Here is a 21,026-nt window from a genome sequence, read left to right on the forward strand (position 1 = left end):
TTGGAGATTGAGCCATGTTTACAGGCATTATTGAAAGTTTAGGTAAAGTAGAAAGCCTGCAAAGTGTAGGTGGCGATGTGCGTTTACGTATTCAAACCGATTTGGATATGTCGGATGTACATTTGGGTGACTCAATTGCAACCAATGGAATCTGTCTCACCGTCATTGAGTGGGGTGATAACTGGTATGCGGCTGATGTGTCTCGCGAAAGTTTAAACCGTACCACTTTGGGTAACTGGAAAGTTGGTCAACGTGTCAATGTTGAAAAAGCGATGCTACCAACAACTCGTTTTGGTGGTCATATTGTAAGTGGTCACGTTGATGGTGTAGGTGAAATTACCGTAGTGCGTGAAGATGCTCGTTCCGTCTATTATGAAGTGACAGCACCTGTAGAACTTGCTAAATATTTAGCAGAGAAAGGCTCTGTAACTGTAGATGGTATTAGTTTAACCATTAACCATTTGCGCGGTAATATTTTAAGTTTGAACTTAATTCCCCATACAGCAGAACGTACTAATATTGGGACATGGCAAGTAGGTAGCAAAGTTAACCTTGAGGTCGATGTATTAGCGCGTTATATCGAGCGTTTATTGCTAGGTGATAAAGCTGCTGAACAGAAAACTGAGTCAAATATTAGTATGGCTTTTTTAGCTGAAAATGGTTTTTTAAAATAAATTTTAAATCGCCAAAATAAAAAACCGGACATATGTTCCGGTTTTTTTTATTTTAAAAAATTAATGCTTGGTGAGAGTAACCGAATGTGTGCCAACCCAGGGTTTATTATGCTGGGTGCGTGTAATTGAAAATTGACCTTTTTCTGACGCTCGTGTCAGCAAAATAGAAAGTGAATTAAAGTCGTTATGACTCATATAAAGTTCTTGTGCTGAAAATGTCCATTGCTCACCCTGATTAAGCTGCTCAAGTTGCGTTGAAATCTGATGTGGAATGTCCATTTTTACTCTCTTTAATTTTGATGAATAACCATGCATTATTCTAATAATTATTTGAACTAAAAGAATATTATGCATGACTATTTTGTGACAATTAAATGTCATTTTGATGACAAAGAGCGTTTTTAAAATTTTACTTTTCTATTTTTTCATCAGAAAACTTAGAATTATTTAATATGTATTCAATTTCTTCTTGAGCTGCCGCCTCTAGTTTGGCACGGAAAGCCGTTACAGAATGTTCAATTAAATTTTCAGCTTCAAGTTCTAAACGAATTCGTAAACTTTCAAGCTCCGATAAGATTTGATCATCGGTAATGCTAAGTTTTACACCAGAAGAATAGTCTACAGCAGGTGTTTCAGGGTTTTTTTGATAACGTGCAGTTTGTTCAGCAACTTCCTGTTCTAAATGACTGCAGAAAGCTTGTAGAGCTTGGGTCTGCTCATCAAACTTACGAACTTCATCGGCTTGCAATTCAGCAGCATAAGCCGCTTCAACTGCACGCTTATCTGCAAGAGATTTTTCTAAAGCAAGCTGACGGCGAATGCGTGCTTGTTCGATTAACTCTGCTTTGAGGTCTGCATAAGCTTGTTCAATGTTTTTCTGCGACTCTAGCTGTGCTTTCTCGTCATTGAGTACCCAAAGTTGAATAGGCGTCTGAGGCTCTAATAAATCGCAAATACGTGCCAAATCCTGTTGATAGGCATGACGGACAGCTTCAGGCGCATTTAACCATCTTTTTTTAAAATCTTGCCCGACATTTAATGCCACCACAGTTCTCCTTTACTCAACAGTCTCAACATTTTAGCGCGTTATAATTTAAAGGTTCGAGGTTCTATACCCAAACGACGATACATTTTAAATTTTTCTCGGCCAATTTGCTTGGCTGCTTCATTATTTTCAACAATTTCTATAATGTGGCTAAAATGATTCACTTGTTCAAGTGCATGATTGTTAAAATTAAATGCTAACCAGCCTTGTTCAGTAGGTTGTTTAGCCGAAATACATACTGCTGCGCCTGCCTGATCAATACCATGGGCAATGAAGCTGGCCGGATCAAAGCTCCAGAGTTTTTCATCAAGTGTTTGTTGTAACTGCACATCTGTGCAGTACCACCAGATTTGTGAGTGCTTCAGTAGAATCTTTCGGCACAAACGGCAAGCACTATCGACTTGCCGTTCTTCACTCGTTTCAAACAAATAAAAGCTAACTTTAGCCATTCGTATTTACACGGTTGGCTAAGAATTGCATAAGTAACGGTACTGGACGACCAGTTGCACCTTTTGCTGCACCTGATAACCAAGCTGTACCGGCTACATCTAAGTGAGCCCAGCGATAATCACGTGTGAAACGTTCAAGGAAGCAGGCCGCTGTAATCGCACCGCCATGTGGACCACCAATGTTAGCGATATCTGCAAAAGGTGAGTCTAGTAGTTCTTGATAGTCATCAATCACTGGCATACGCCATACTCGGTCGAATGACTGCTCACCCGCTTGTTGAAGCTCAATTGCTAAAGCATCGTCAGGAGAGAATAAGCCGCTTAACACTTTACCTAGTGCAACTACACAAGCACCAGTTAAAGTTGCGATATCAATGACTACTGCCGGATTGAAACGTTTGATATACGTTAACGTATCGCAAAGAACCAGACGACCTTCTGCGTCGGTGTTTAAAATTTCAACCGTTTGACCACTCATGGTCGTTACGATATCGCCCGGACGAGTTGCTTTACCTGAAGGCATATTTTCTGCTGCAGCAATCGCGCCCACCACATGGATTGGAAGGCGTGCTTCACATAATGCGCGGATTGTACCAAGCACAGAAGCTGCACCACACATATCGAATTTCATTTCATCCATGCCAAGGCCTGGTTTTAAAGAAATACCACCTGTATCAAAAGTAACGCCTTTACCTACAAGTACAACAGGGGCTTGTTCAAGGTTTGCTTGGTATTCAAGAGTGACAATACGACCCGGACGTTCAGATCCTTTACTTACAGCTAGGAATGCATACATGCCTAAATCAGCCATTTGCTGCTCATTTAAGACAGTCACTTTAAGTAAGTCTGGGAATTCTGCAGCTAAAGCTAATGCCTGTTCAGCTAAATATTCAGGGAAACAGATATTACCTGGACGGTTTCCTAAGTCACGAGCATAAGACTGACCAGATTGTACGGCATGCACCAAGGCAAGTTGGCTTTCATCAAGATTGGTTTGTGAACTAATTAAATCAACTTGTTGTAACACAAATTCATTTTTTTTCGATTTAAACTCATCATAACCATAAGCTGCTTGAGTTAAGCTTAATGCAAATAAATAATGATATTCGACAGGTAACGCAGCAATATCAATTGCGATATGCTTAAATTTATTTTGTGTCGATTTGATAATGGTTTGTGCCAATTTTGCTAACTTAACTGCTTGAAGTTCAGCTGCTTTTCCTAAACCAAGTAATTGGGTATGAGCTTGATGAGTAAGCTGACCAAACAATGGCAATGTTTCGTTGAAGTTAGCTTTAAATTGAGTCGCTGTAAGAATATTTTCTATGTTATTGATTTGATATGTGTTGAGGTTGGTTTGTAGCTGTTCTGAATCAACTAAAACCCACAAAGATTCATTAGATGTTTGTTCAGGGAAAGTTGTATAAGTTGTAAATTTCATGGCTGCCGTGATTGCCTATAGAAAGTTATGTTGGATTAAAACATTGAAACACTTTCAAGCATAGCGTTGCAATGTGCGGTTTTATATTTTTAACATTCGGGTAAACTAGCGTTCGTCCCGTTTAGCCTTTTGGAAGTATTAATTTGATTATTCGGCGTTATCTCGTCAAGCAAGTTGTCTCTACCTCATTGGTGGTCATTGCATTATTGACCTTAATCATGATGGGTGGTCGTCTGATCAAATACTTTGGTGTGGCGGCGCAGGGGCGTTTAGATGCTAGTATTTTATTTAGCATCGTAGGATATCGTTTACCCGAATTCCTTACCCTTATTTTACCACTAGGTTTTTTTATTGGCTTAATGCTGGTGTTCGGTCGCTTATATGTTGACCATGAAATGGCCGTACTCAATGGTAGTGGAGTAAGTCGTCATCAGTTAGCACGCTTACTCATTCCAATGACACTGGTTTACATGGTTTGTCAGTCTGTGCTCATGTTATGGATGACGCCGTGGGGACTACGTGAATTTGAAAAACTAACGACAACCCAAGCTGTACGGACGGGTTTTGATTTGGTTCGGCCAAGAGAGTTTATTTCTTCAGGGCCTTATACGATTTATGCAGGCTCACTGTCGGAAGACCGTAAAAACCTCAAGGATATTTTCTTTTATCAACGCGCTACTAAAGAAGATAAGCCAGATGTCATGATTTTGGCAAAAGAGGCAACACGTGTTGAGATGGCTAATGATACAGCCAATGTTGTCGATCTGGTTCAAGGTCGCCGTTATGAAATATATCCGGGACAACCGAAATATACGCAAGCAGAGTTCCAGTCTTATCGTCTGCGTTTAGAAAATGATAAGGATGTTAAGTTTGAGAGTAGTGATGTAGGAGCGCTTCCAACCTCTAAACTATTGGATAAAAGTAATGATCCTGTCATTAGAAGTGAGTTGGGTTGGCGTTTATTTGGTCCGTTTACCATCATTGTTGCTCTCATGATGTCAGTTGCATTGTCTGAGGTAAATCCACGACAGGGGCGTTATTATCGTCTTATTCCATCTATTTTTATTTTCGCGAGTCTGATTGTACTTATGATTGCGATTAAGACTCGTATCAGTAGAGGAGAGCTGGACATTTGGGCTTATCCAGCAGCTTTATTGGTTTATGCAATTGCAGCTGCCTTATTTTCACGTAAACAGAAATTAGGGCCGAAAATCAAGAAACAGATCAAGCGGGTGAAATTATAATGTTAGCACGTCGAATAGTCGCCAAATATGTGACGAAAACCACTGCGCTTGCAATGTTTGGTACCACCATTGTTTTATCTGTTTTGCAGGTCTTGTTTACTTATTTGGGTGAGTTAGGTGAGTTAAAGCCTGACTATAATGCATGGCAAGCTTTCATCTATGTGTTATGGGGTGCCCCTCGCTATCTATATGAGATTTTACCTATTTCGGCCTTAATTGGGGCTGTGATTGGATTAGGAGCTTTAGCATCCAATAGCGAGCTGATTGTGATGCGCTCAGTTGGTATTAGCTTGTGGCGTATTGTAGGTTGGGTGATGCGCTCAGCTTTGTTGCTTATTATTTTATCTTTTGCACTCAGTGAGTGGGTTGTTCCCTATACAAATGAGCAAGCGCAAAGTGTCAAAAGTCACCGTTCAGCAGCTGCTTTAGGTGAAGTGAAAGGTTATTGGTCAAGAGAAGGGCAGCGTTTTATCTATATTGACTATGCAAACTCGCAAGGAAATTTAAGAGACATTCAAGTTGTAGACTTTGACAAAGATTACCGTTTGCAATCTCTAATTAATGCAGAGCAAGGTAAGTTTATCAAAGATGGTCAATGGTCTTTACAGAAAGCTAGCCAGACAGACATTCTTACAGATGGTAATTCAATACAAAACAATCATGAACAGCAGTCTTTAGGATTGGCTTTACAACCTAAATACGTACACATGGTGACTTTAGATCCTGAAGACTTATCTCCAAGTCAGTTGGTTAGCTTCATGCGTTATATGGATGAATATAGCCAAGTCCCTAAAACTTACCAATTAGCTTTTTGGCAAAAAGTTGCCTCTCCATTTTCTCTCATTACCTTAGTGTTAGTCGCTTGTTCTTTTATTTTTGGGCCACTACGTCAACAGTCAATGGGTTTCAGATTGGTGATCGCACTCTTTATTGGTTTGGGTTTTTATTACTTACAAGATTTCTTGGGTTACGCAAGTTTGGTATACGCACCTTCACCTGCTTGGTTTGTACTTATACCTATTGCTTTGTTATTCGGTGCAGGTAGTTATTTACTTTACCGCGCCCGTTAATTCAAAAGAATATGAATGGCTTTCTCAATGATAGGCATTGGTGAAAGCTATAGGAAAAATTAGAGTCTTCGCCGAAAATTCGGTAAGATATTGCGATGAAATTGTAGACAAAAGAGAAATTGATTATGACGGATGCAACTGCTGGCAAGATCCCTCACGTTCTGGTCATTATGGATGGTGTTGGACACCGTGAAGCGATTGAAGATAATGCTTTTCTTGCAGCAAAAACCCCGAATTTAACTGCAATGAAAGCAAAGCATCCAAATAGTCTCATTTCTGGTTCTGGTGAAGATGTAGGTTTGCCTGATGGACAAATGGGTAACTCTGAAGTTGGCCATATGAACCTTGGTGCTGGCCGTGTGTTGTATCAAGATTTTACCCGTATTACTAAAGATATTCGTACTGGCGATTTTTTCAAACATGAAGTATTGATTGACGCTGTTGAAAAAGCTAAAGCTGCTGGTGGTGCAGTTCATATTATGGGCTTGCTCTCAGAAGGTGGTGTTCATTCACACGAAGATCATATTGTGGCGATGTGTGAGCTTGCATTAAAACGTGGTGCAAAAGTTTATCTTCATGCATTCCTTGATGGTCGTGATACTCCTCCACGTAGTGCTCAACCTTCATTAGAAAAATTAGATGCTCTATTTGCTCAATATCCGGGTCAAGGTCGTATAGCAACTATGATTGGCCGTTACTTTGCAATGGATCGTGACAACCGTTGGGACCGTGTAGAACAGGCTTACCGTTTATTGACTGAAGGTGAAGCACTTCGTACTGCACAAACGGCAGTAGAAGGTTTAGAGCTTGCATATGCTGCAAATGAAAATGACGAGTTTGTAAAAGCAACTCGTATTGGTGATGTAGCTAAAGTTCAAGATGGCGATAGCGTTGTTTTCATGAACTTCCGTGCTGACCGTGCTCGTGAAATTACTCGTGCGTTTGTTGAAAAAGACTTCGCTGGTTTTGAGCGTAAAGTTGTGCCGAACCTTTCTAAATTTGTCATGTTGACGCGTTATCAGGCCAGCATTGATGCGCCTGTGGCATATATGCCTGAAGAGTTGAAAAACTCACTTGGTGAATATTTATCTTCTCTTGGCAAAACGCAATTACGTATTGCTGAAACTGAAAAATATGCTCATGTAACGTTCTTCTTTAGTGGTGGCCGTGAAGATGAATATCCAGGTGAGAAGCGTATTCTCATTCCATCACCAAACGTTGCAACATATGACCTAAAGCCGGAAATGAGTGCTTATGAAGTAACTGATGAGCTCGTTAAGGCAATTAACTCAGGTGAGTATGATTTATTGGTTGTGAACTTTGCCAATGGTGATATGGTAGGTCATACAGGCGTATTTGATGCTGCGGTTAAAGCTGTTGAAGCAGTTGATACATGTTTAGGTCGTGTATACGAAGCTGTGATGGCGAAAAAAGGCCACATGCTGATTACTGCTGACCATGGTAATGTCGAGCAAATGCAGGACTATGAAAGTGGTCAGGTTCATACTCAACATACAACAGAGCTTGTACCATTTATTTATGTTGGTCCAACTCAAGCGACAATTGCAGAAGGTGGTGTACTTGCAGATGTTGCACCGACCATCCTTAATCTAATGCAGATTCCAGTTCCTGCTGAAATGCAAGGTCGTAATCTGATTACATTATCTGCATAAGCGATAGGTGACTAAATGCTGCAACACAAAATATATAAAGCTTTTTTTGGTAGTGTATTGATGTGTTGCAGCTACCTCGCTCTTGCTGCTCCTGTTGTAAAAGAAAAATTATCGCCGCAGCATGCTGATCCGGCAGAATCAGAAGAAAGTTATGCAGAAGTCCCTATTGAGTCGATTCAGCAGTTTGTACAAATTTATGGAATTGTTCGGGATAACTATGTCGATGAAAAGTCGGACGATGCTTTATTTTTACAAGCAATTAAAGGATTAGTCAGCGGTTTAGATCGTTATTCACGCTATTTGTCTCCTGAAGAATACCGTCAACTCATTCAATATACCGAAGGTGATCTAGCCTCGGTTGATTTTGCATTAAGTCCAGAAGCACATATTCATAAATGGATGATTCGCGACCTTAAGACAGGTTCAGATTCATATAAACTTGGCTTAAGAAATGGCCAGACAATTCTAAAAATTGATAATCAAGAACTTAAGAACCTGACGCAAGATCAAATATCTGGTTTGCTGTATGGTTCAATAGGATCAACACTTCAAGTACAGACCGAGGAGTCAAATACTCCAATCAGTTTAGTTCGTAATAAAAAGATTGAAACTGACATCGAACCTGTCATGTTACACAATCAGGTATTGGTACTAAAAATTAGAGTGTTCCAGCAAGATACTGCTAATGAAATTAAGCGTTTGATTGAAGAAAATAGTTCTTCGCGTTTAAAAGCAGTATTAATTGATTTACGAAATAACCCAGGCGGGTTGCTATCTGCTGCTGTTGAGTCAGCCGATTTATTTTTAAATCATGGCATTATTGTTTCTACAAAAAGTCGTTCAGAAGGTAATCAGCAATTTCAGGCTTTACCGGGCAATGATTTTCAAAATATAAAGGTCGGTATTTTAATTAATCATCGATCCGCATCAGCAGCAGAAGTTTTTACTGCAGCAATGAAAGAGCATCAGCGGGCTTGGGTCATTGGCGAAAAAAGTTATGGAAAAGGCGTTGTACAAAAGCTTTTCCCTCTGCCTAGTGGGGCAGCTTTGCAAATGACGGTCTCACACTACTACACACCAAATGGTAATATGATTGAAGGGCAAGGTATTCAACCTAATCAGACCTATCCCTTACCGCCAGAAATGAAAGAAGATGTTTATTTGGAGCGTGTTGCTGATTTACTTCTAAAAAGGAAGTAAGCTTTATACTTCCTGTTCAGTCTCTGTGTCTAAGCCAAATTTTTTCAAACGATAACGTAAAGAACGAAACGTCATTCCTAGTTTTTTCGCTGCTAAAGTTCTGTTCCAATGGGTCATATTGAGTGCATTGAGCAGAATGTCTTTTTCAATATTCTCTAAATAACTCTCCAATCCTTCAGTTGGCAATTTTTTTACAACTTGAGGCGTTGTCACGTTATTTTGTATAGTCTGAGACACCAATGGTACTGAGCTAGAGATATTTGCTCTTAATGGTGCTGGATGTAAGTGTGGTACATCAATTTGAGTATCGTCACTTAGAGTGATTGCTCGCTCAATCATGTTTCTTAATTCACGAACATTGCCAGGAAAGTGTTGCTGTAAGAGATAAGTCTCGGCTGCATCGCTTAATTGTTTGGGTGGTGTTTCCCACTCCATACAAATTTTCTGAATAAAGTGATTTGCAAGTAAAAGGACATCTTCGCCACGTTCTCGTAGCGGTGGTAACATCAAATCCATAACATGGATACGGAAGAATAAATCCTGACGGAATTTGCCTTGTCTAACCAATAAATCCAAGTCTTGATGACTCGCACTAATGACACGGAAATCAACATCAATTTCCTGATCGGAACCGAGAGGACGAATCTTTTTTTCCTGTACTGCACGCAGTAATTTGACTTGCATACTGAGTGGTAATTCGGCAATTTCATCTAAAAATAAACTACCGCCGTGAGCCGATAAAATCAGACCCTGTTTATCTTGAGTTGCCCCAGTAAAACTGCCTTTTTTATGTCCAAACAGCTCACTTTCCATGAGTTCAGTTGGAATGGCACCGCAGTTAATTGCAATAAAAGGACCTTCACTACGGTTACTCAACCGATGAACTAGGTTGGCAACTACTTCTTTACCTGTTCCTGACTCACCCGTAACAAATACAGGTGCTTGAGAGCGAGCAATTTTTTTAATTGCAATGCGTAATTGTTGAATAGGTAGAGAACGGCCGATTAATAATTTATTTTCTAGCGCTGTTTCTGCAAAGTCTTGATCTGTTTGTTGCCGATTGAGCGCCTTTTGCAATAACTGATCTAGATGGACTTGGTTAATAGGTTTATTCACAAAATCAAAAGCACCTGCTTTTAATGCAGCAATTGCAATATCCATATTGCCGTATGCAGTTAAAACTGCAATTGGGGTGTTGGGGTAGTTTTGAGAGACATGTTTGACTAAGTCTAACCCGCTACCATCAGGTAGATTTAAATCGGTTAAGCATGCGTCGTAATGAAACTGAGTGAAGAGTTGTTTGGCCTGTTCAACCCGATAAGCAAGATGTGTTTTAATCCCCATTCGTGCAAGTGTCATTTGCATTAAAAGGCACAAATCTTCTTCATCGTCTACAAGCAAAACCAGTGGTTGCTGTTCTGCCATTTCCCCAAAAACCTAATAAAAAAATCAATATATTATTGGGCACTCTATTCTGAAGCATGCCCCTTGTTTTTGCTCTACATAAGTGAGCTTTGCATGGTTTGCCTCACAGAAACTATGAGACAAGTATAATCCTAAACCAGTTCCATTAATTTCGGTACTAAAAAATGGTTTAAATAGTTGAGATATATCACGTTTTGAGACACCTTCACCGTAATCGATCACATCAATATAAATTTTATTTGCTTGTGAATGAATATTGATCGTGACATTAGGTGAATCAGGTGCATTATGCCGTAAAGCATTTCGCACCAAATTAATCATAACTTGTCGTAATTGTTTTTCGTCAAATAAAAATTTTAGATAATTATCAGATATTTCGAGTCTGATAGAGTGCTTAACGTCTGATAAATCTTCTTCGAATAAACTTGTTATAAAATGACTTAAGTCAATCTGAATAGGATGAGTTCTTTCACTACGTGCAAGCCCCAAAGTATCTTGAACAATACTGTCAATACGTTTGGCTTGTTTACCAATCATATGTCGCAAAGTATTTTGTTGTTCTGGGTCGCTATCTTTAAGTAGCTCATTTGCTTGTACAATTGCAGCCAAAGGATTGCGGATTTCATGTGCAATACTTGCTGAAAGTTGTCCTAAAGCAGCAAGTTTGAGCTGTTGTGCTTGCTGATTAATTTGCTGGGCATCTTGTAAAATGAGCAGTGTCAGTGCTTGTTGTGGGACCAAAAGGTGCTGCACTTTAATATTAATGGAATAAGTCGATAGGCGAGACTCAAAAATAAATCGGTCACCTTCTTGTAAGTCACCAAACTTAAGAATCTCATATAAGTCGGTATGCCACTTGGCTAAAGGATATTTTTCGTTGGCAAATTGGGGTGGAATACCGAGTAGTGAGCAAGCAGCTGGATTGCTGAGCACAATGTTGTAGTCTTCATCTAAGACTAAATAGCCTTCTTCAATTTGTTCTAAAATATAACGGTTAATATTTTGAAGTTGATAAAGTTCAACTGACTGGTGAAAGGTCAAAGCTTCAAGTAATTTAAAGCGCTGAACCGCAATTTGACCAATCCCATGAACGACAAAAAATAAGAAAGCGAGTAAGGCACTATTCCCGATCGTGTTTAGATTGTTGTAGTCGAACAAACTACCCACGAAGCGTTGGTAAATAACTGCAATGATCGCAAGCAAGGTAATGATTAAAGACATTCTTGCGCTGAGCAAAATTGCCGAGGTAAAGATTGCAATTACATAAAGTAGACTAAGTTGTAAATTTGGTTCACCAACAGAAAAAGTCAGTAGACTCAAACAAATAACATCGACAATAAAAAATAAAGCAAGCTGGCGTGTTGCCTGAGCTGCGATAAATTTAAAGCCTAACAATTGAACAAGGCTGACAATTGAGTAGCCTAGTAGGGTGTAAAAATATAAAGATGGTTGCTGCAAACTATTGTCAGTTTGAGCATTGGTTGAAACCAAAATAATAGTCAGGCTAACCGCAATAATAAGACGGTATAAACCATACCAAGTGCCCAAACGAAAAATCGTATGGGACAGGGATGAATTTAAAGGAGAGTGCATGTAAGTCTGATTATGGTTTAATCAGACCGTAGCGAATCGCAAGATGTGTAAGTTTTACATCGCTATCAATTGCTAACTTTTCAAAAATACGATAACGGTAAGTATTTACAGTTTTCACGCTCACAAAAAGTTTATCGGCAATTTCTTGTGCGCTAATACAGTTGACAACCATCATGGCAACTTGCATTTCACGTTCTGATAACGAATCAAAAGGGGATTGTTGGGTGTCGGATAAATATGAGCTTGCTAGTTGTTCGGCAATATCAGCACTAAAATATTTACCACCTTGCATCACTTTATTAATTGCACGAACCATCTCGGCAATTGGTGCACCCTTAGTGATATAACCTTTTGCACCGGCTTTTAGCAATAAAGACGGGTAGGGTTCTTCGGCAAGGCCGCTCACAGCAATGACTTTCGTCTCTGGAGCTGTTTGTAATAAACGACGAGTTGTTTCTACGCCACCGATGCCCGGCATGTTGACATCAAGTAGTACGACTTGCGGATGTTGTTGGCGAACGATAGCAATTGCTTCTTCCCCAGATTCGGCTTGTCCAATTACCTCAACATCTGCATGATCTTCTAACATACGGCAAATACCCGTACGTACCAGTTCATGGTCATCGACAACTAAAACTGTAATCAAGAAGACCTCCTTTCTTTCAAAAAACAAGTTTTTTGTTACATAAAGCAAAATAAGCTTGCAATGGAATGACAAAATTAGCAATCCTATTCTTCTATAGTGAGCGAATAGTTGTGCACAATTGTGTCGGTAAACCTTTATACCTTATATCTCAAATGTAAGGCATAATGATAGTAAGCGCAAATGTGTGTCACCCTGAGTCGAGTATTGTGCCGTGAAAAATTCTAAAAAGTCTTTAATGCATGTGCTAAGCATGTCTATTTTGCTTAGTTTGAGTTCAACAAGCTTTGCAGAACTCGTCAATAACCCGTCCTCAGGGAGTACTGGTACTGCAAGTTTAAATTGGTCGGCAGCGGATGCTAGTCAACTTTTAAATGATGAAGATGATGAACCAACTCCGCAAGGTTCAACATCTGTAACTACAACTTTGCGTGGCAGTAATGCACCGAAAGTTATTAGCTCTACACCTAGAGTTGCTCCAATTCGCGATACTGGGGGTTTTAATGCCCAGCCGAGCGTAAGTGCACGTGCTGCACTTGTCATGGATGCGCAAACAGGTGAGGTTCTTTATAGTAAAAATACCAATGCATCGGTACCGATTGCGTCTATTACCAAATTAATGACAGCAGTTGTAACGGCAGATGCGCGTTTAAACATGTCAGAAGAAATTACACTTGAGCAAATTGATTTTGCTGGTGCAAATGGTAAAAACTCAAGCTCAACCTTACGTGTTGGCGACAAGATGAACCGTGCAGAAGTTCTTCTGTTTGCTCTAATGAAATCTGAAAACCCAGCGGCAGCAGCTTTAGCGCGTACTTATCCGGGTGGTCGTCCTGCATTCGTAGCAGCGATGAATGCTAAAGCACGTTCTTTGGGTATGAGTGCAACTCATTATTATGAATCAACTGGTTTAGACCCACGCAATGTTTCTTCTGCGCGTGACTTGGGGATTTTGGCGAGTACAGCATCTCAGTATGGTTTAATCCGTCAATTCTCAACTACACCGACTTATGATTTTAACTTGGGTTATCGCGTGTTGAAATCTAACAATACTAATGCGCTAGTGCGTAATGGTGGTTGGAATATCAACTTGTCTAAAACTGGTTATATCAATGAAGCCGGTCGCTGTGTCGTGATGCATACCACTGTAAACTCACGTCCGGCAGTAATTGTATTGCTTGGTGAGCCAAGTACACAGGCACGTAATAACGATGCAACTAACTTATTGGGTTGGTTGAGTAATTTGCCAAAACGTATTTAATTTAAATATTTAAAAAACGCTTCTTTTAAGAAGCGTTTTTTTATGGCTTTTAAAAAAGCATAAAAAAACGGCTGTATTAAACAGCCGTTTCTTATAAAAACTCAGATCTTACATATTAGATAAAATCGAATCTTTTACTTGGTCCATTGTTGCATCAATTGACAACATTACTGCATCAGCACATTGTTTGATTGCAGTGTCAGGATCTTTCAAGCCATTACCAGTTACTGTACATACGATGACAGAACCTTCAGCAATTTTACCCGCTTTAATGTCACGGATTGCACCGCCGATAGAAGCAGCAGACGCTGGCTCAACAAATACACCTTCATACATAGAAAGTAAGCGTTGAGCTTCTAAAATCTCGCTGTCTTGAAGTTCATCAAACCAGCCTTTAGAGTCACGTACTACAGCTTTTGCATGGTTCCAGCTTTGCGGGTTACCAATACGAATTGCAGTTGCAACTGTTTCAGGACTTTCAACTGGAGCACCACGTAAGAATGGAGCTGCACCAGAAGCTTGGTAACCTACCATTGTCGGTAAGCCTTCTGGTTTAGGGCCAGTGAATTGATCGGTCGCAGCATCATAAACAACTTGTTCGAACTGATCAGCAGGTTGGTTTGCTACAGCTTCTGTATAACCCATCCAGTGAGCGGTAATGTTACCTGCATTACCTACTGGCAAGCAGTGATAGTCAGGTGCACGGCCTAAAGCTTCAACGATTTCATAAGCAATGGTTTTTTGACCTTGCAAACGGTAAGGGTTGATTGAGTTTACAATCGTTACAGGAGCTTGATCAGCCACTTCTTTTACTAGACGCATACCATCATCGAAGTTACCACGAATTTGCATAGTGATCGCACCATACATCATCGCTTGCGCCATTTTACCCATCGCAATTTTGCCTTCCGGAATCAAAACAAATGCTTTGATACCAGCGCGAGCAGCGTATGCAGCAGCAGCAGCAGAAGTGTTACCAGTAGATGCACAGATAATCGCTTTAGAGCCTTCTTCAACCGCTTTGGTTACAGCCATGGTCATACCACGGTCTTTAAATGAACCAGTTGGGTTTAAGCCCTCATATTTCACATAAATTTCAACATCTTTGCCAATAATACGTGGAATATTCTCAAGTTTAATGAGTGGGGTGTTGCCCTCACCCAAAGAGATAGCACGAGTAGTTGCCGAAACTGGCAAACGGTCACGATAACGATCTACAAGACCAGTATAACGATTGGCATTAGACATGATGGTGTTCCAATTAGAGGTGAAGCGGGAGAGGGAATCTTTCCCTCAACCTGATTAACTATCGAGCGATTCTAAACGAATTCTTACGATTTCGCCACGAATAGCAGGTAATGCTTGAATTTGCGCAAGAGCGTCATCCATTTTTGATTCAACGATTGGATCGGTCAAAATCACGATTGGAATAAGGTCTTTTAAGCGGGATTGTTGCATGATGGCATCAATGCTGATTCCAGCACGGCTTAAGATGGTCGTTACATCTGCAAGTACACCAGTTTGATCTTCAGCATTTAAGCGGATGTAATAACCTGTAGTCATTTCTTCGCGGCTTAAAATTGGCACATTTGTTAATGCTTCAAAAGCCAGCTGAGGAATTGTTCCTGCACCGTCTTCGGTATAAGAGATGTCACGCACAATATCAATTACGTCGGCAACAACCGCAGAAGCTGTTGGGCCAGCACCAGCACCAGCGCCGTAATAAAGCGTTGGACCTACTGCATTTGCTTGAACTAACACAGCATTTTTAACGCCGTTTACGTTTGCAATAAGCTGCTCATCTGGAATAAGTGTTGGGTGAACACGTAGCTCAATCCCTTTTTCAGCACGGCGTGCAATTCCTAGGTGTTTAATGCGGAAACCAAGCTCTTCGGCATATTTCACATCTTGCGCAGTGATTTTGCTGATACCTTCGGTATAGACCTTATCAAACTGAAGAGGAATACCAAACGCACAAGACGCTAAAATTGTAAGCTTGTGCGCAGCATCAATACCTTCAACGTCAAAAGTTGGGTCTGCTTCTGCATAACCGAGTTCTTGAGCTTCTTTTAATACATCATCAAATGCACGACCTTTCTCGCGCATTTCAGTCAGAATAAAGTTGCCTGTACCATTAATAATGCCTGCTAGCCATTCAATATGGTTTGCAGCAAGGCCTTCACGAATCACTTTAATAATTGGAATACCGCCAGCTACTGCTGCTTCATAAGCAATTTGTACAGCATTGTCTTCAGCTGCTTTAAATAGTTCATTGCCATGTTCAGCGAGTAAGGCTTTATTTGCAGTCACGACTTGTTTGCCGTGTTTGATCGCTTCCATAATGACTTCGTAAGCGGGGTGGATCCCACCCATCACTTCTACAACCACATCAACGTCTGGTTGACGAACGATGTCAAGTAAGTCTGCGCTTTGTTTAATCCCTTCTAATTCAAGATCTGGACGAGGGCGGCGTGTTCCAACGTGGGTAATTTGAATTTCTCGACCGGTGCGACGTTTAATTTCAGCGGCATTTTCTTGTAGTAGTTTAAGGGCTCCTCCACCTACGGTTCCTAAACCGAGTATTGCCAGGCGAACTGGTTTCACGTCACACTCCATATCATCATTTAATCATTTAGTTGAAGCTAGATCATAGCTAAAAAAAACGCCAGACTCTAGCGCTTTTCATGCTTGTTCAATCAATTAGAGTGAGATGTTCGGAAAAGCTGATTAGATCAGTCTTTAAACATTGGTGGAAAAAGTATTAATTATTGAAAAAACAAAGCGCTGCAATATGAGCAGCGCTTTGTTGAAGGGATGGCTGATTAATCATTCATCAGCTTGGCGAATATTATTTATTCAATTTTTTAATCAATTCATCTGGTGTTAAGTAGCCACCCAAGTACTCGCCATCAACATTGTAGATTGCAGGAGTACCATTCACGCCCATGTTTAAACCAAGTTGATATTGTTCGCGGACAGGGTTTTTACATTGAGCTGGCGGAATGCTAACGCCCTGTACAGCTTGGTTAAATGCAGCTTTACGGTCTGCACTACACCAAACGGCTTCCATAGTTGGCATAAATTGTTCACCACGTGGCCAAGCAATGTAACGAACCTCAATGCCTTTTTCATTAATCTCGGCTAAATGCTCATGTAATTTGTGGCAATAAGGACAGCTTGCATCGGTAAACACATAAATCACATGTTTAGCCTTACCACCTTTCGCTGGGTAAACAATCAAATCTTCATTTTTTAAAGCAGCAAGATGCTTTTTATTTTCTGAAGCTTGCAGGTTATCACCAATATTATGCAGCTCTTTGCCACCTAAACGGATGACATCACCCTGAATCAGGTATTTGCCATCACTGGTTGTATAAATTGATGTCATGCCTTCGAGATTTACCCAATATAAATTAGGAACTTCTGTCGGCTTGATATCTAAAATTTTGGCGTTGATATTTGCGTTCTTAAATTGTTTTTGCAAAGTTTCAATTAAACGCTGTTTAGCATTGCGTTCAATGATGGTTGACGCTTCCCCAGTAGCAGGTGCGGTCGCTGTGAGCGCATCTTCTTTTTGTGGTTTGTTTTCTTTAGAACAAGCACTGAACAGCAAGCTAGAAGCCAAAGCACAGGCAAGAAAAAGTTGAGATCGGGTAAAAGACATAGATAACCCTTATTTCATCAGTATTTATAGTCAGAAGCTGCTAAGCATAACAAAAAATCTAGTGTGTATTGTTAAAACTTTCTTAACCTTTGTGAACGAAATCAAACGATTGTTTGATGAATTTCAAATCATTCGCTTAAAAAATTTTAACCTCTAGGATGATGTTTTTCATGTAATTGTTGCATTCTCACTTGTGCCACATGGGTATAGATTTGGGTGGTAGATAAGTCGCTATGACCCAATAACATTTGTACTACGCGTAAGTCAGCACCGTGATTAAGTAGGTGTGTTGCAAAGGCGTGGCGTAAGGTATGAGGCGATAGTTCAGCTTGAATATTGGCTTGCAAAGCGTAACGTTTAATCGCATACCAAAAATTCTGACGGCTCATGATTCCGCCATGTTGAGTTAAAAATAAATAGTCAGTCGAGCTTTTGTAAAGTTGAGGGCGTGCATCGCTTAAGTAGCGCTCTACCCAATCACAAGCATATTGGCCTAAAGGTACCAAACGTTCTTTATTGCCTTTACCCGTAATACGTAAATAGCCTTGTTTTAAATTGATTAGCTCCAAGCGTAGGTTGATTAGCTCAGAAACGCGTAAACCACATGCATAAAGTACTTCAAACATCGCTCGGTCACGTAACCCCAAAGCTGTTGTAATGTCTGGCGCTTGAATAAGTGCCTCTACATCTTCTTCTGATAAATCTTTGGGTAAAGCTCGGCCAATTTTGGGTGAGTGATGTGTCGCTACCGGGTTATCGCTTCGTAATTTTTGTTCACGTAAAAATTTGTAAAACTGGCGTAGGGCAGATAAGCAGCGTGCGATTGAGCGTGGGCTTTTTCCTATTTTGGTAAGTTCAATTAAGACATCAGAAATGTCATCACTCGACCATTTCGGCAAGCTATTTTTTTTATGAAGTTCAGCACATTGAATCAGGTCAGATAAATAAGCATTACGAGTATGTTGACTCACTGTTTGTGCAACCAAATAGTCACGAAAACCTTGTAAAAAGCTCAAATGTTCAGGAATTTGAACAGGGCTTGGAATACGCGGTTTTTTACTTATCATAAACAATATCCTCTAAACCACTGTACTTTAAAAGAAACTTTAAGATTTGTCGATTAAAGTGGGTGAGAATTGAAATTTAACCTTATTTGGTAATTATTCTCATTTATATGTATACTAGAAAAAAAGGTTTTAGGATCGGATGCGGTGCGTTTATCAGCGTTGAAAGTGAAGCAAGCGGCTACCATCACCAAAGTAGATCGGATGACACAAATGTCCGAGCAAGAAGATTTGGTCGCAATTCGTTTGGAAAGTCTGGGCTTTGTGCCAGGTACTCGAATAGAAGTGATTACCAAGGGTATTTTTGGTGGTGATCCGATCTTAATCCAAATTGGCTTTACTCGTTTCGCTTTACGTAAGGCGGAAGCGGAAAAAATCGAGATCCAGTTAGAAGGAGTACCCGCATGAGTGATGCGCTACGTATTGCCCTTGTTGGGAATCCAAACTGTGGTAAAACTTCGCTGTTTAACCACCTAACTGGAACACGACAAAAAGTTGCTAACTATGCGGGTGTAACCGTAGAGCGTAAAGTCGGTAACTTTCAGTTACCTTCTGGCCGTGCCGTTCGTGTACTAGATTTGCCGGGTACCTATAGTCTGCAGGCAACTAGTCCCGATGAAGAAATTACTCGTGATGTCTGCCAAGGTAAAATTGCCGAAGAAGGGCAGCAAGATGCTTTTTTATGTATTGTCGATGCGACAAACTTAAAACTGCACTTGGGTTTGGTGCTTGAAATTATTGAATTAGGGCGCCCAATTCTGGTTGTATTGAATATGATGGATGAAGCGCGTCGTCGCGGTATTCAAATCAATACACAGAAGTTGTCTGAGCGTTTAGGTGTTCCAGTTGTTGAAACGGTTGCCGTACGTAACTCAGGCATTGAAAACTTATTGCATGCGCTTGACCAAGAAAAATATACCGTACCGCATACAGAGCTAAGTGGTTTAAGTGGTGGACATCATCAAAAAATCGAAATGATTTTTAAAGATGTGGTTCATTTTGTTGATCATGATGATAAACGTACTGATTTTCTAGATCGAATTTTCTTACATCCTGTGTTGGGTTTACTCAGCCTAGCAGTGATGATGTTTATTGTCTTTCAGGCAGTATTTGCTTGGGCTGAACCGTTTAAAGCTTTAATCGAAGATGGTGTCATTCCATGGTTAGGTGAATGGTTAAATGGAGCTATTCATCAACCTGTGCTACGCAGTTTGGTCGTAGATGGTGTTCTGGCGGGAGCGGGCACTGTATTGGCATTCTTGCCACAAATTTTGATTCTCTTCTTCTTTATTCTGGTACTCGAAGAATCAGGTTATTTACCGCGTGCAGCATTCTTGCTCGATAAATTAATGTTTAAAGCTGGCTTGAGTGGCCGTTCTTTTATTCCATTATTGTCGAGTTTTGCCTGTGCGATTCCTGGCATTATGGCAACTCGAAGTATCAGTGATTCGCGTGATCGTTTTACCACGATCATGGTTGCACCTCTCATGACATGTTCGGCACGTTTGCCTGTCTATGCTTTGTTAATTGGTGCATTTATTCCAAGTCAAACTGTTTTAGGGATCTTTAACTTACAAGGTCTGGTGCTGTTTGGTTTATACATGGCGGGTATTTTAAGTGCGCTTTGTGTTGCCTTTGTGATGAAGTTCTTGCGTAAAGACAAATCACAACATGCCCTTTTAATGGAGTTACCAAGTTATCGTTTTCCTGACCCAAAAAGTATTGCTATTGGGCTGATGGAACGCGCAAAGATTTTCTTACGTCGTGTTGGTGGGATTATTGTTGCATTAACCATTATTCTTTGGTTCTTGTGTACTTTCCCTCAAGCGCCAGAAGGCGCAACGCTACCAGCAATTGATTATAGTTTTGCGGGTATGGCGGGGCACTTTATTCAGCCTTTATTTGCACCACTTGGCTTTAACTGGCAAATCGTGGTGGCATTAATTCCTGCAATGGCTGCTCGTGAAGTTGTGGTTGCAGCATTAGGTACGGTATATGCGTTATCTGGTGCTGATGATAATGCGGTTGCACAAGGGCTTGCTCATTTGATTAGTGCAAACGGCACAGGTTGGTCATTGGCTACAGGCTTGTCTTTATTGGTGTGGTTTGTTTATGCACCACATTGTTTAGCGACCTTGGCAACGGTACGCCGTGAGACAGGTTCATGGAAACATGTGGCAGTCATGACGGCTTATCTCTTTGGTTTGGCTTATCTCATGTCATTTTTAACCTACCAAATTGCATCACGCATTTGGGGTTAATAGGAGGCGCTTATGTTTGATTACCTTATTGTTGCTGTATTGGTGTTGTGGAGTGCCATTGTTGTCTTTAAAAAGGTATTTCCTCAAACGTCCGCTTCAGTATTTCGTGTGCTATCAACCCAGTGTCAAAAGTTGGGCTGGCAGCGTTTGGCGGCATGGCTGAAGCCTAAACAGGCTGCTGGTTGTGGCGGCAATTGTGGCTGTTCTACAGATGATGCCCCTGCACAAAAGTCTGCTCCTGTGCAAACGGTGAAGTGGCGCTAATTTTTCTGTATAAAAAGCCATCGAATGATGGCTTTTTTACGCACTGACACAAAAA

At 40.5% G+C, this 21,026-nt stretch carries 20 protein-coding genes; 9 read left to right on the top strand and 11 right to left on the bottom strand.

Features of this window, described 5'->3' with window-relative positions; translation table 11 throughout:
• Positions 1 to 14 precede the first annotated feature (14 nt).
• A complete protein-coding gene (locus tag B554_RS0103535; protein ID WP_004699272.1) occupies positions 15 to 674 on the top strand; it encodes a riboflavin synthase in 660 nt (219 codons plus the stop codon).
• A gap of 60 nt (positions 675 to 734) precedes the next feature.
• Here the strand turns inward: B554_RS0103535 and B554_RS0103540 are convergent, their stop codons facing one another.
• From B554_RS0103540 to B554_RS0103555, 4 genes are all read right to left on the bottom strand, one after another.
• The gene (locus tag B554_RS0103540; RefSeq protein ID WP_004699271.1) at positions 735 to 953 is read right to left on the bottom strand and encodes a hypothetical protein; all 219 of its coding nucleotides are present in this window, start codon (positions 951 to 953) and stop codon (positions 735 to 737) included.
• Positions 954 to 1,083: 130 nt separating this feature from the next.
• Complete coding sequence (locus B554_RS0103545; protein ID WP_019456998.1) at positions 1,084 to 1,722, bottom strand: hypothetical protein; 639 nt, start codon at positions 1,720 to 1,722, stop codon at positions 1,084 to 1,086.
• Positions 1,723 to 1,760: 38 nt separating this feature from the next.
• A complete protein-coding gene (locus tag B554_RS0103550; protein WP_019456999.1) occupies positions 1,761 to 2,168 on the bottom strand; it encodes a DNA polymerase III subunit chi in 408 nt (135 codons plus the stop codon).
• Positions 2,161 to 3,609 carry a leucyl aminopeptidase gene (locus B554_RS0103555; RefSeq protein WP_019457000.1) on the bottom strand — a complete coding sequence of 483 codons (1,449 nt, stop codon included), beginning with the start codon at positions 3,607 to 3,609 and terminating at the stop codon, positions 2,161 to 2,163. Before B554_RS0103555 ends, B554_RS0103550 begins: the two co-directional genes overlap by 8 nt.
• A gap of 143 nt (positions 3,610 to 3,752) precedes the next feature.
• On the opposite strand from B554_RS0103555, the gene lptF reads away from it, so the two are divergent.
• The 4 genes from lptF to B554_RS0103575 all read left to right on the top strand — a co-directional run bounded on the left by lptF (position 3,753) and on the right by B554_RS0103575 (position 8,796).
• Positions 3,753 to 4,853, top strand: a complete 1,101-nt coding sequence (lptF, locus tag B554_RS0103560; RefSeq protein ID WP_004699267.1) for an LPS export ABC transporter permease LptF — start codon at positions 3,753 to 3,755, stop codon at positions 4,851 to 4,853.
• Positions 4,853 to 5,923 (top strand): LPS export ABC transporter permease LptG, encoded by a 1,071-nt coding sequence (gene lptG, locus B554_RS0103565; RefSeq protein ID WP_019457001.1) that lies wholly within the window; start codon positions 4,853 to 4,855, stop codon positions 5,921 to 5,923. Before lptF ends, lptG begins: the two co-directional genes overlap by 1 nt.
• 125 nt (positions 5,924 to 6,048) lie before the next feature.
• Positions 6,049 to 7,596: a 2,3-bisphosphoglycerate-independent phosphoglycerate mutase gene (gene gpmI / locus B554_RS0103570; RefSeq protein WP_004699264.1), complete on the top strand. Its 1,548-nt coding sequence runs from the start codon at positions 6,049 to 6,051 to the stop codon at positions 7,594 to 7,596.
• A gap of 15 nt (positions 7,597 to 7,611) precedes the next feature.
• Positions 7,612 to 8,796, top strand: coding sequence for a S41 family peptidase (locus B554_RS0103575; protein ID WP_019457002.1), 1,185 nt, complete (start codon positions 7,612 to 7,614; stop codon positions 8,794 to 8,796).
• Between the two features lie 3 nt (positions 8,797 to 8,799).
• Here the strand turns inward: B554_RS0103575 and B554_RS0103580 are convergent, their stop codons facing one another.
• From B554_RS0103580 to B554_RS0103590, 3 genes are read right to left on the bottom strand one after another with little or no spacing between them, the layout of a single operon-like run.
• Positions 8,800 to 10,221, bottom strand: a complete 1,422-nt coding sequence (locus tag B554_RS0103580) for a sigma-54-dependent transcriptional regulator (RefSeq protein ID WP_019457003.1) — start codon at positions 10,219 to 10,221, stop codon at positions 8,800 to 8,802.
• 24 nt (positions 10,222 to 10,245) lie between these two features.
• Positions 10,246 to 11,814: a sensor histidine kinase gene (locus B554_RS0103585; RefSeq protein ID WP_019457004.1), complete on the bottom strand. Its 1,569-nt coding sequence runs from the start codon at positions 11,812 to 11,814 to the stop codon at positions 10,246 to 10,248.
• Positions 11,815 to 11,824: 10 nt separating this feature from the next.
• Complete coding sequence (locus tag B554_RS0103590; RefSeq protein ID WP_019457005.1) at positions 11,825 to 12,460, bottom strand: response regulator; 636 nt, start codon at positions 12,458 to 12,460, stop codon at positions 11,825 to 11,827.
• Between the two features lie 211 nt (positions 12,461 to 12,671).
• On the opposite strand from B554_RS0103590, the gene pbpG reads away from it, so the two are divergent.
• Positions 12,672 to 13,718, top strand: a complete 1,047-nt coding sequence (gene pbpG / locus B554_RS0103595; RefSeq protein WP_134263468.1) for a D-alanyl-D-alanine endopeptidase PBP7/8 — start codon at positions 12,672 to 12,674, stop codon at positions 13,716 to 13,718.
• Positions 13,719 to 13,826: 108 nt separating this feature from the next.
• Here the strand turns inward: pbpG and thrC are convergent, their stop codons facing one another.
• The 4 genes from thrC to xerD all read right to left on the bottom strand — a co-directional run bounded on the left by thrC (position 13,827) and on the right by xerD (position 18,449).
• Positions 13,827 to 14,966: a threonine synthase gene (thrC, locus tag B554_RS0103600; RefSeq protein ID WP_019457006.1), complete on the bottom strand. Its 1,140-nt coding sequence runs from the start codon at positions 14,964 to 14,966 to the stop codon at positions 13,827 to 13,829.
• A 54-nt stretch (positions 14,967 to 15,020) separates the two neighbouring features.
• The gene (locus B554_RS0103605; RefSeq protein ID WP_025465069.1) at positions 15,021 to 16,322 is read right to left on the bottom strand and encodes a homoserine dehydrogenase; all 1,302 of its coding nucleotides are present in this window, start codon (positions 16,320 to 16,322) and stop codon (positions 15,021 to 15,023) included.
• A gap of 244 nt (positions 16,323 to 16,566) precedes the next feature.
• A complete protein-coding gene (locus B554_RS0103610) occupies positions 16,567 to 17,382 on the bottom strand; it encodes a DsbC family protein (protein ID WP_019457008.1) in 816 nt (271 codons plus the stop codon).
• A 146-nt stretch (positions 17,383 to 17,528) separates the two neighbouring features.
• Entirely contained in the window at positions 17,529 to 18,449 is a 921-nt protein-coding gene (xerD, locus tag B554_RS0103615; RefSeq protein ID WP_019457009.1) for a site-specific tyrosine recombinase XerD, read from the bottom strand.
• Between the two features lie 144 nt (positions 18,450 to 18,593).
• Between xerD and B554_RS0103620 the strand changes: the two genes are divergently transcribed.
• Genes B554_RS0103620 through B554_RS0103630 form a run of 3 tightly spaced genes read left to right on the top strand, consistent with a single transcriptional unit; the run spans position 18,594 to position 20,971 of the window.
• Positions 18,594 to 18,854 (top strand): FeoA family protein, encoded by a 261-nt coding sequence (locus tag B554_RS0103620; protein ID WP_019457010.1) that lies wholly within the window; start codon positions 18,594 to 18,596, stop codon positions 18,852 to 18,854.
• Positions 18,851 to 20,707 (top strand): ferrous iron transporter B, encoded by a 1,857-nt coding sequence (gene feoB / locus B554_RS0103625; protein WP_019457011.1) that lies wholly within the window; start codon positions 18,851 to 18,853, stop codon positions 20,705 to 20,707. Before B554_RS0103620 ends, feoB begins: the two co-directional genes overlap by 4 nt.
• Positions 20,708 to 20,719: 12 nt before the next feature.
• Positions 20,720 to 20,971 (top strand): DUF6587 family protein, encoded by a 252-nt coding sequence (locus tag B554_RS0103630; RefSeq protein WP_019457012.1) that lies wholly within the window; start codon positions 20,720 to 20,722, stop codon positions 20,969 to 20,971.
• The last annotated feature ends 55 nt before the right edge of the window (positions 20,972 to 21,026 follow it).

The organism is Acinetobacter sp. GG2 (assembly GCF_000292385.1).
In the GTDB taxonomy this organism is placed as follows: domain Bacteria; phylum Pseudomonadota; class Gammaproteobacteria; order Pseudomonadales; family Moraxellaceae; genus Acinetobacter; species Acinetobacter seifertii.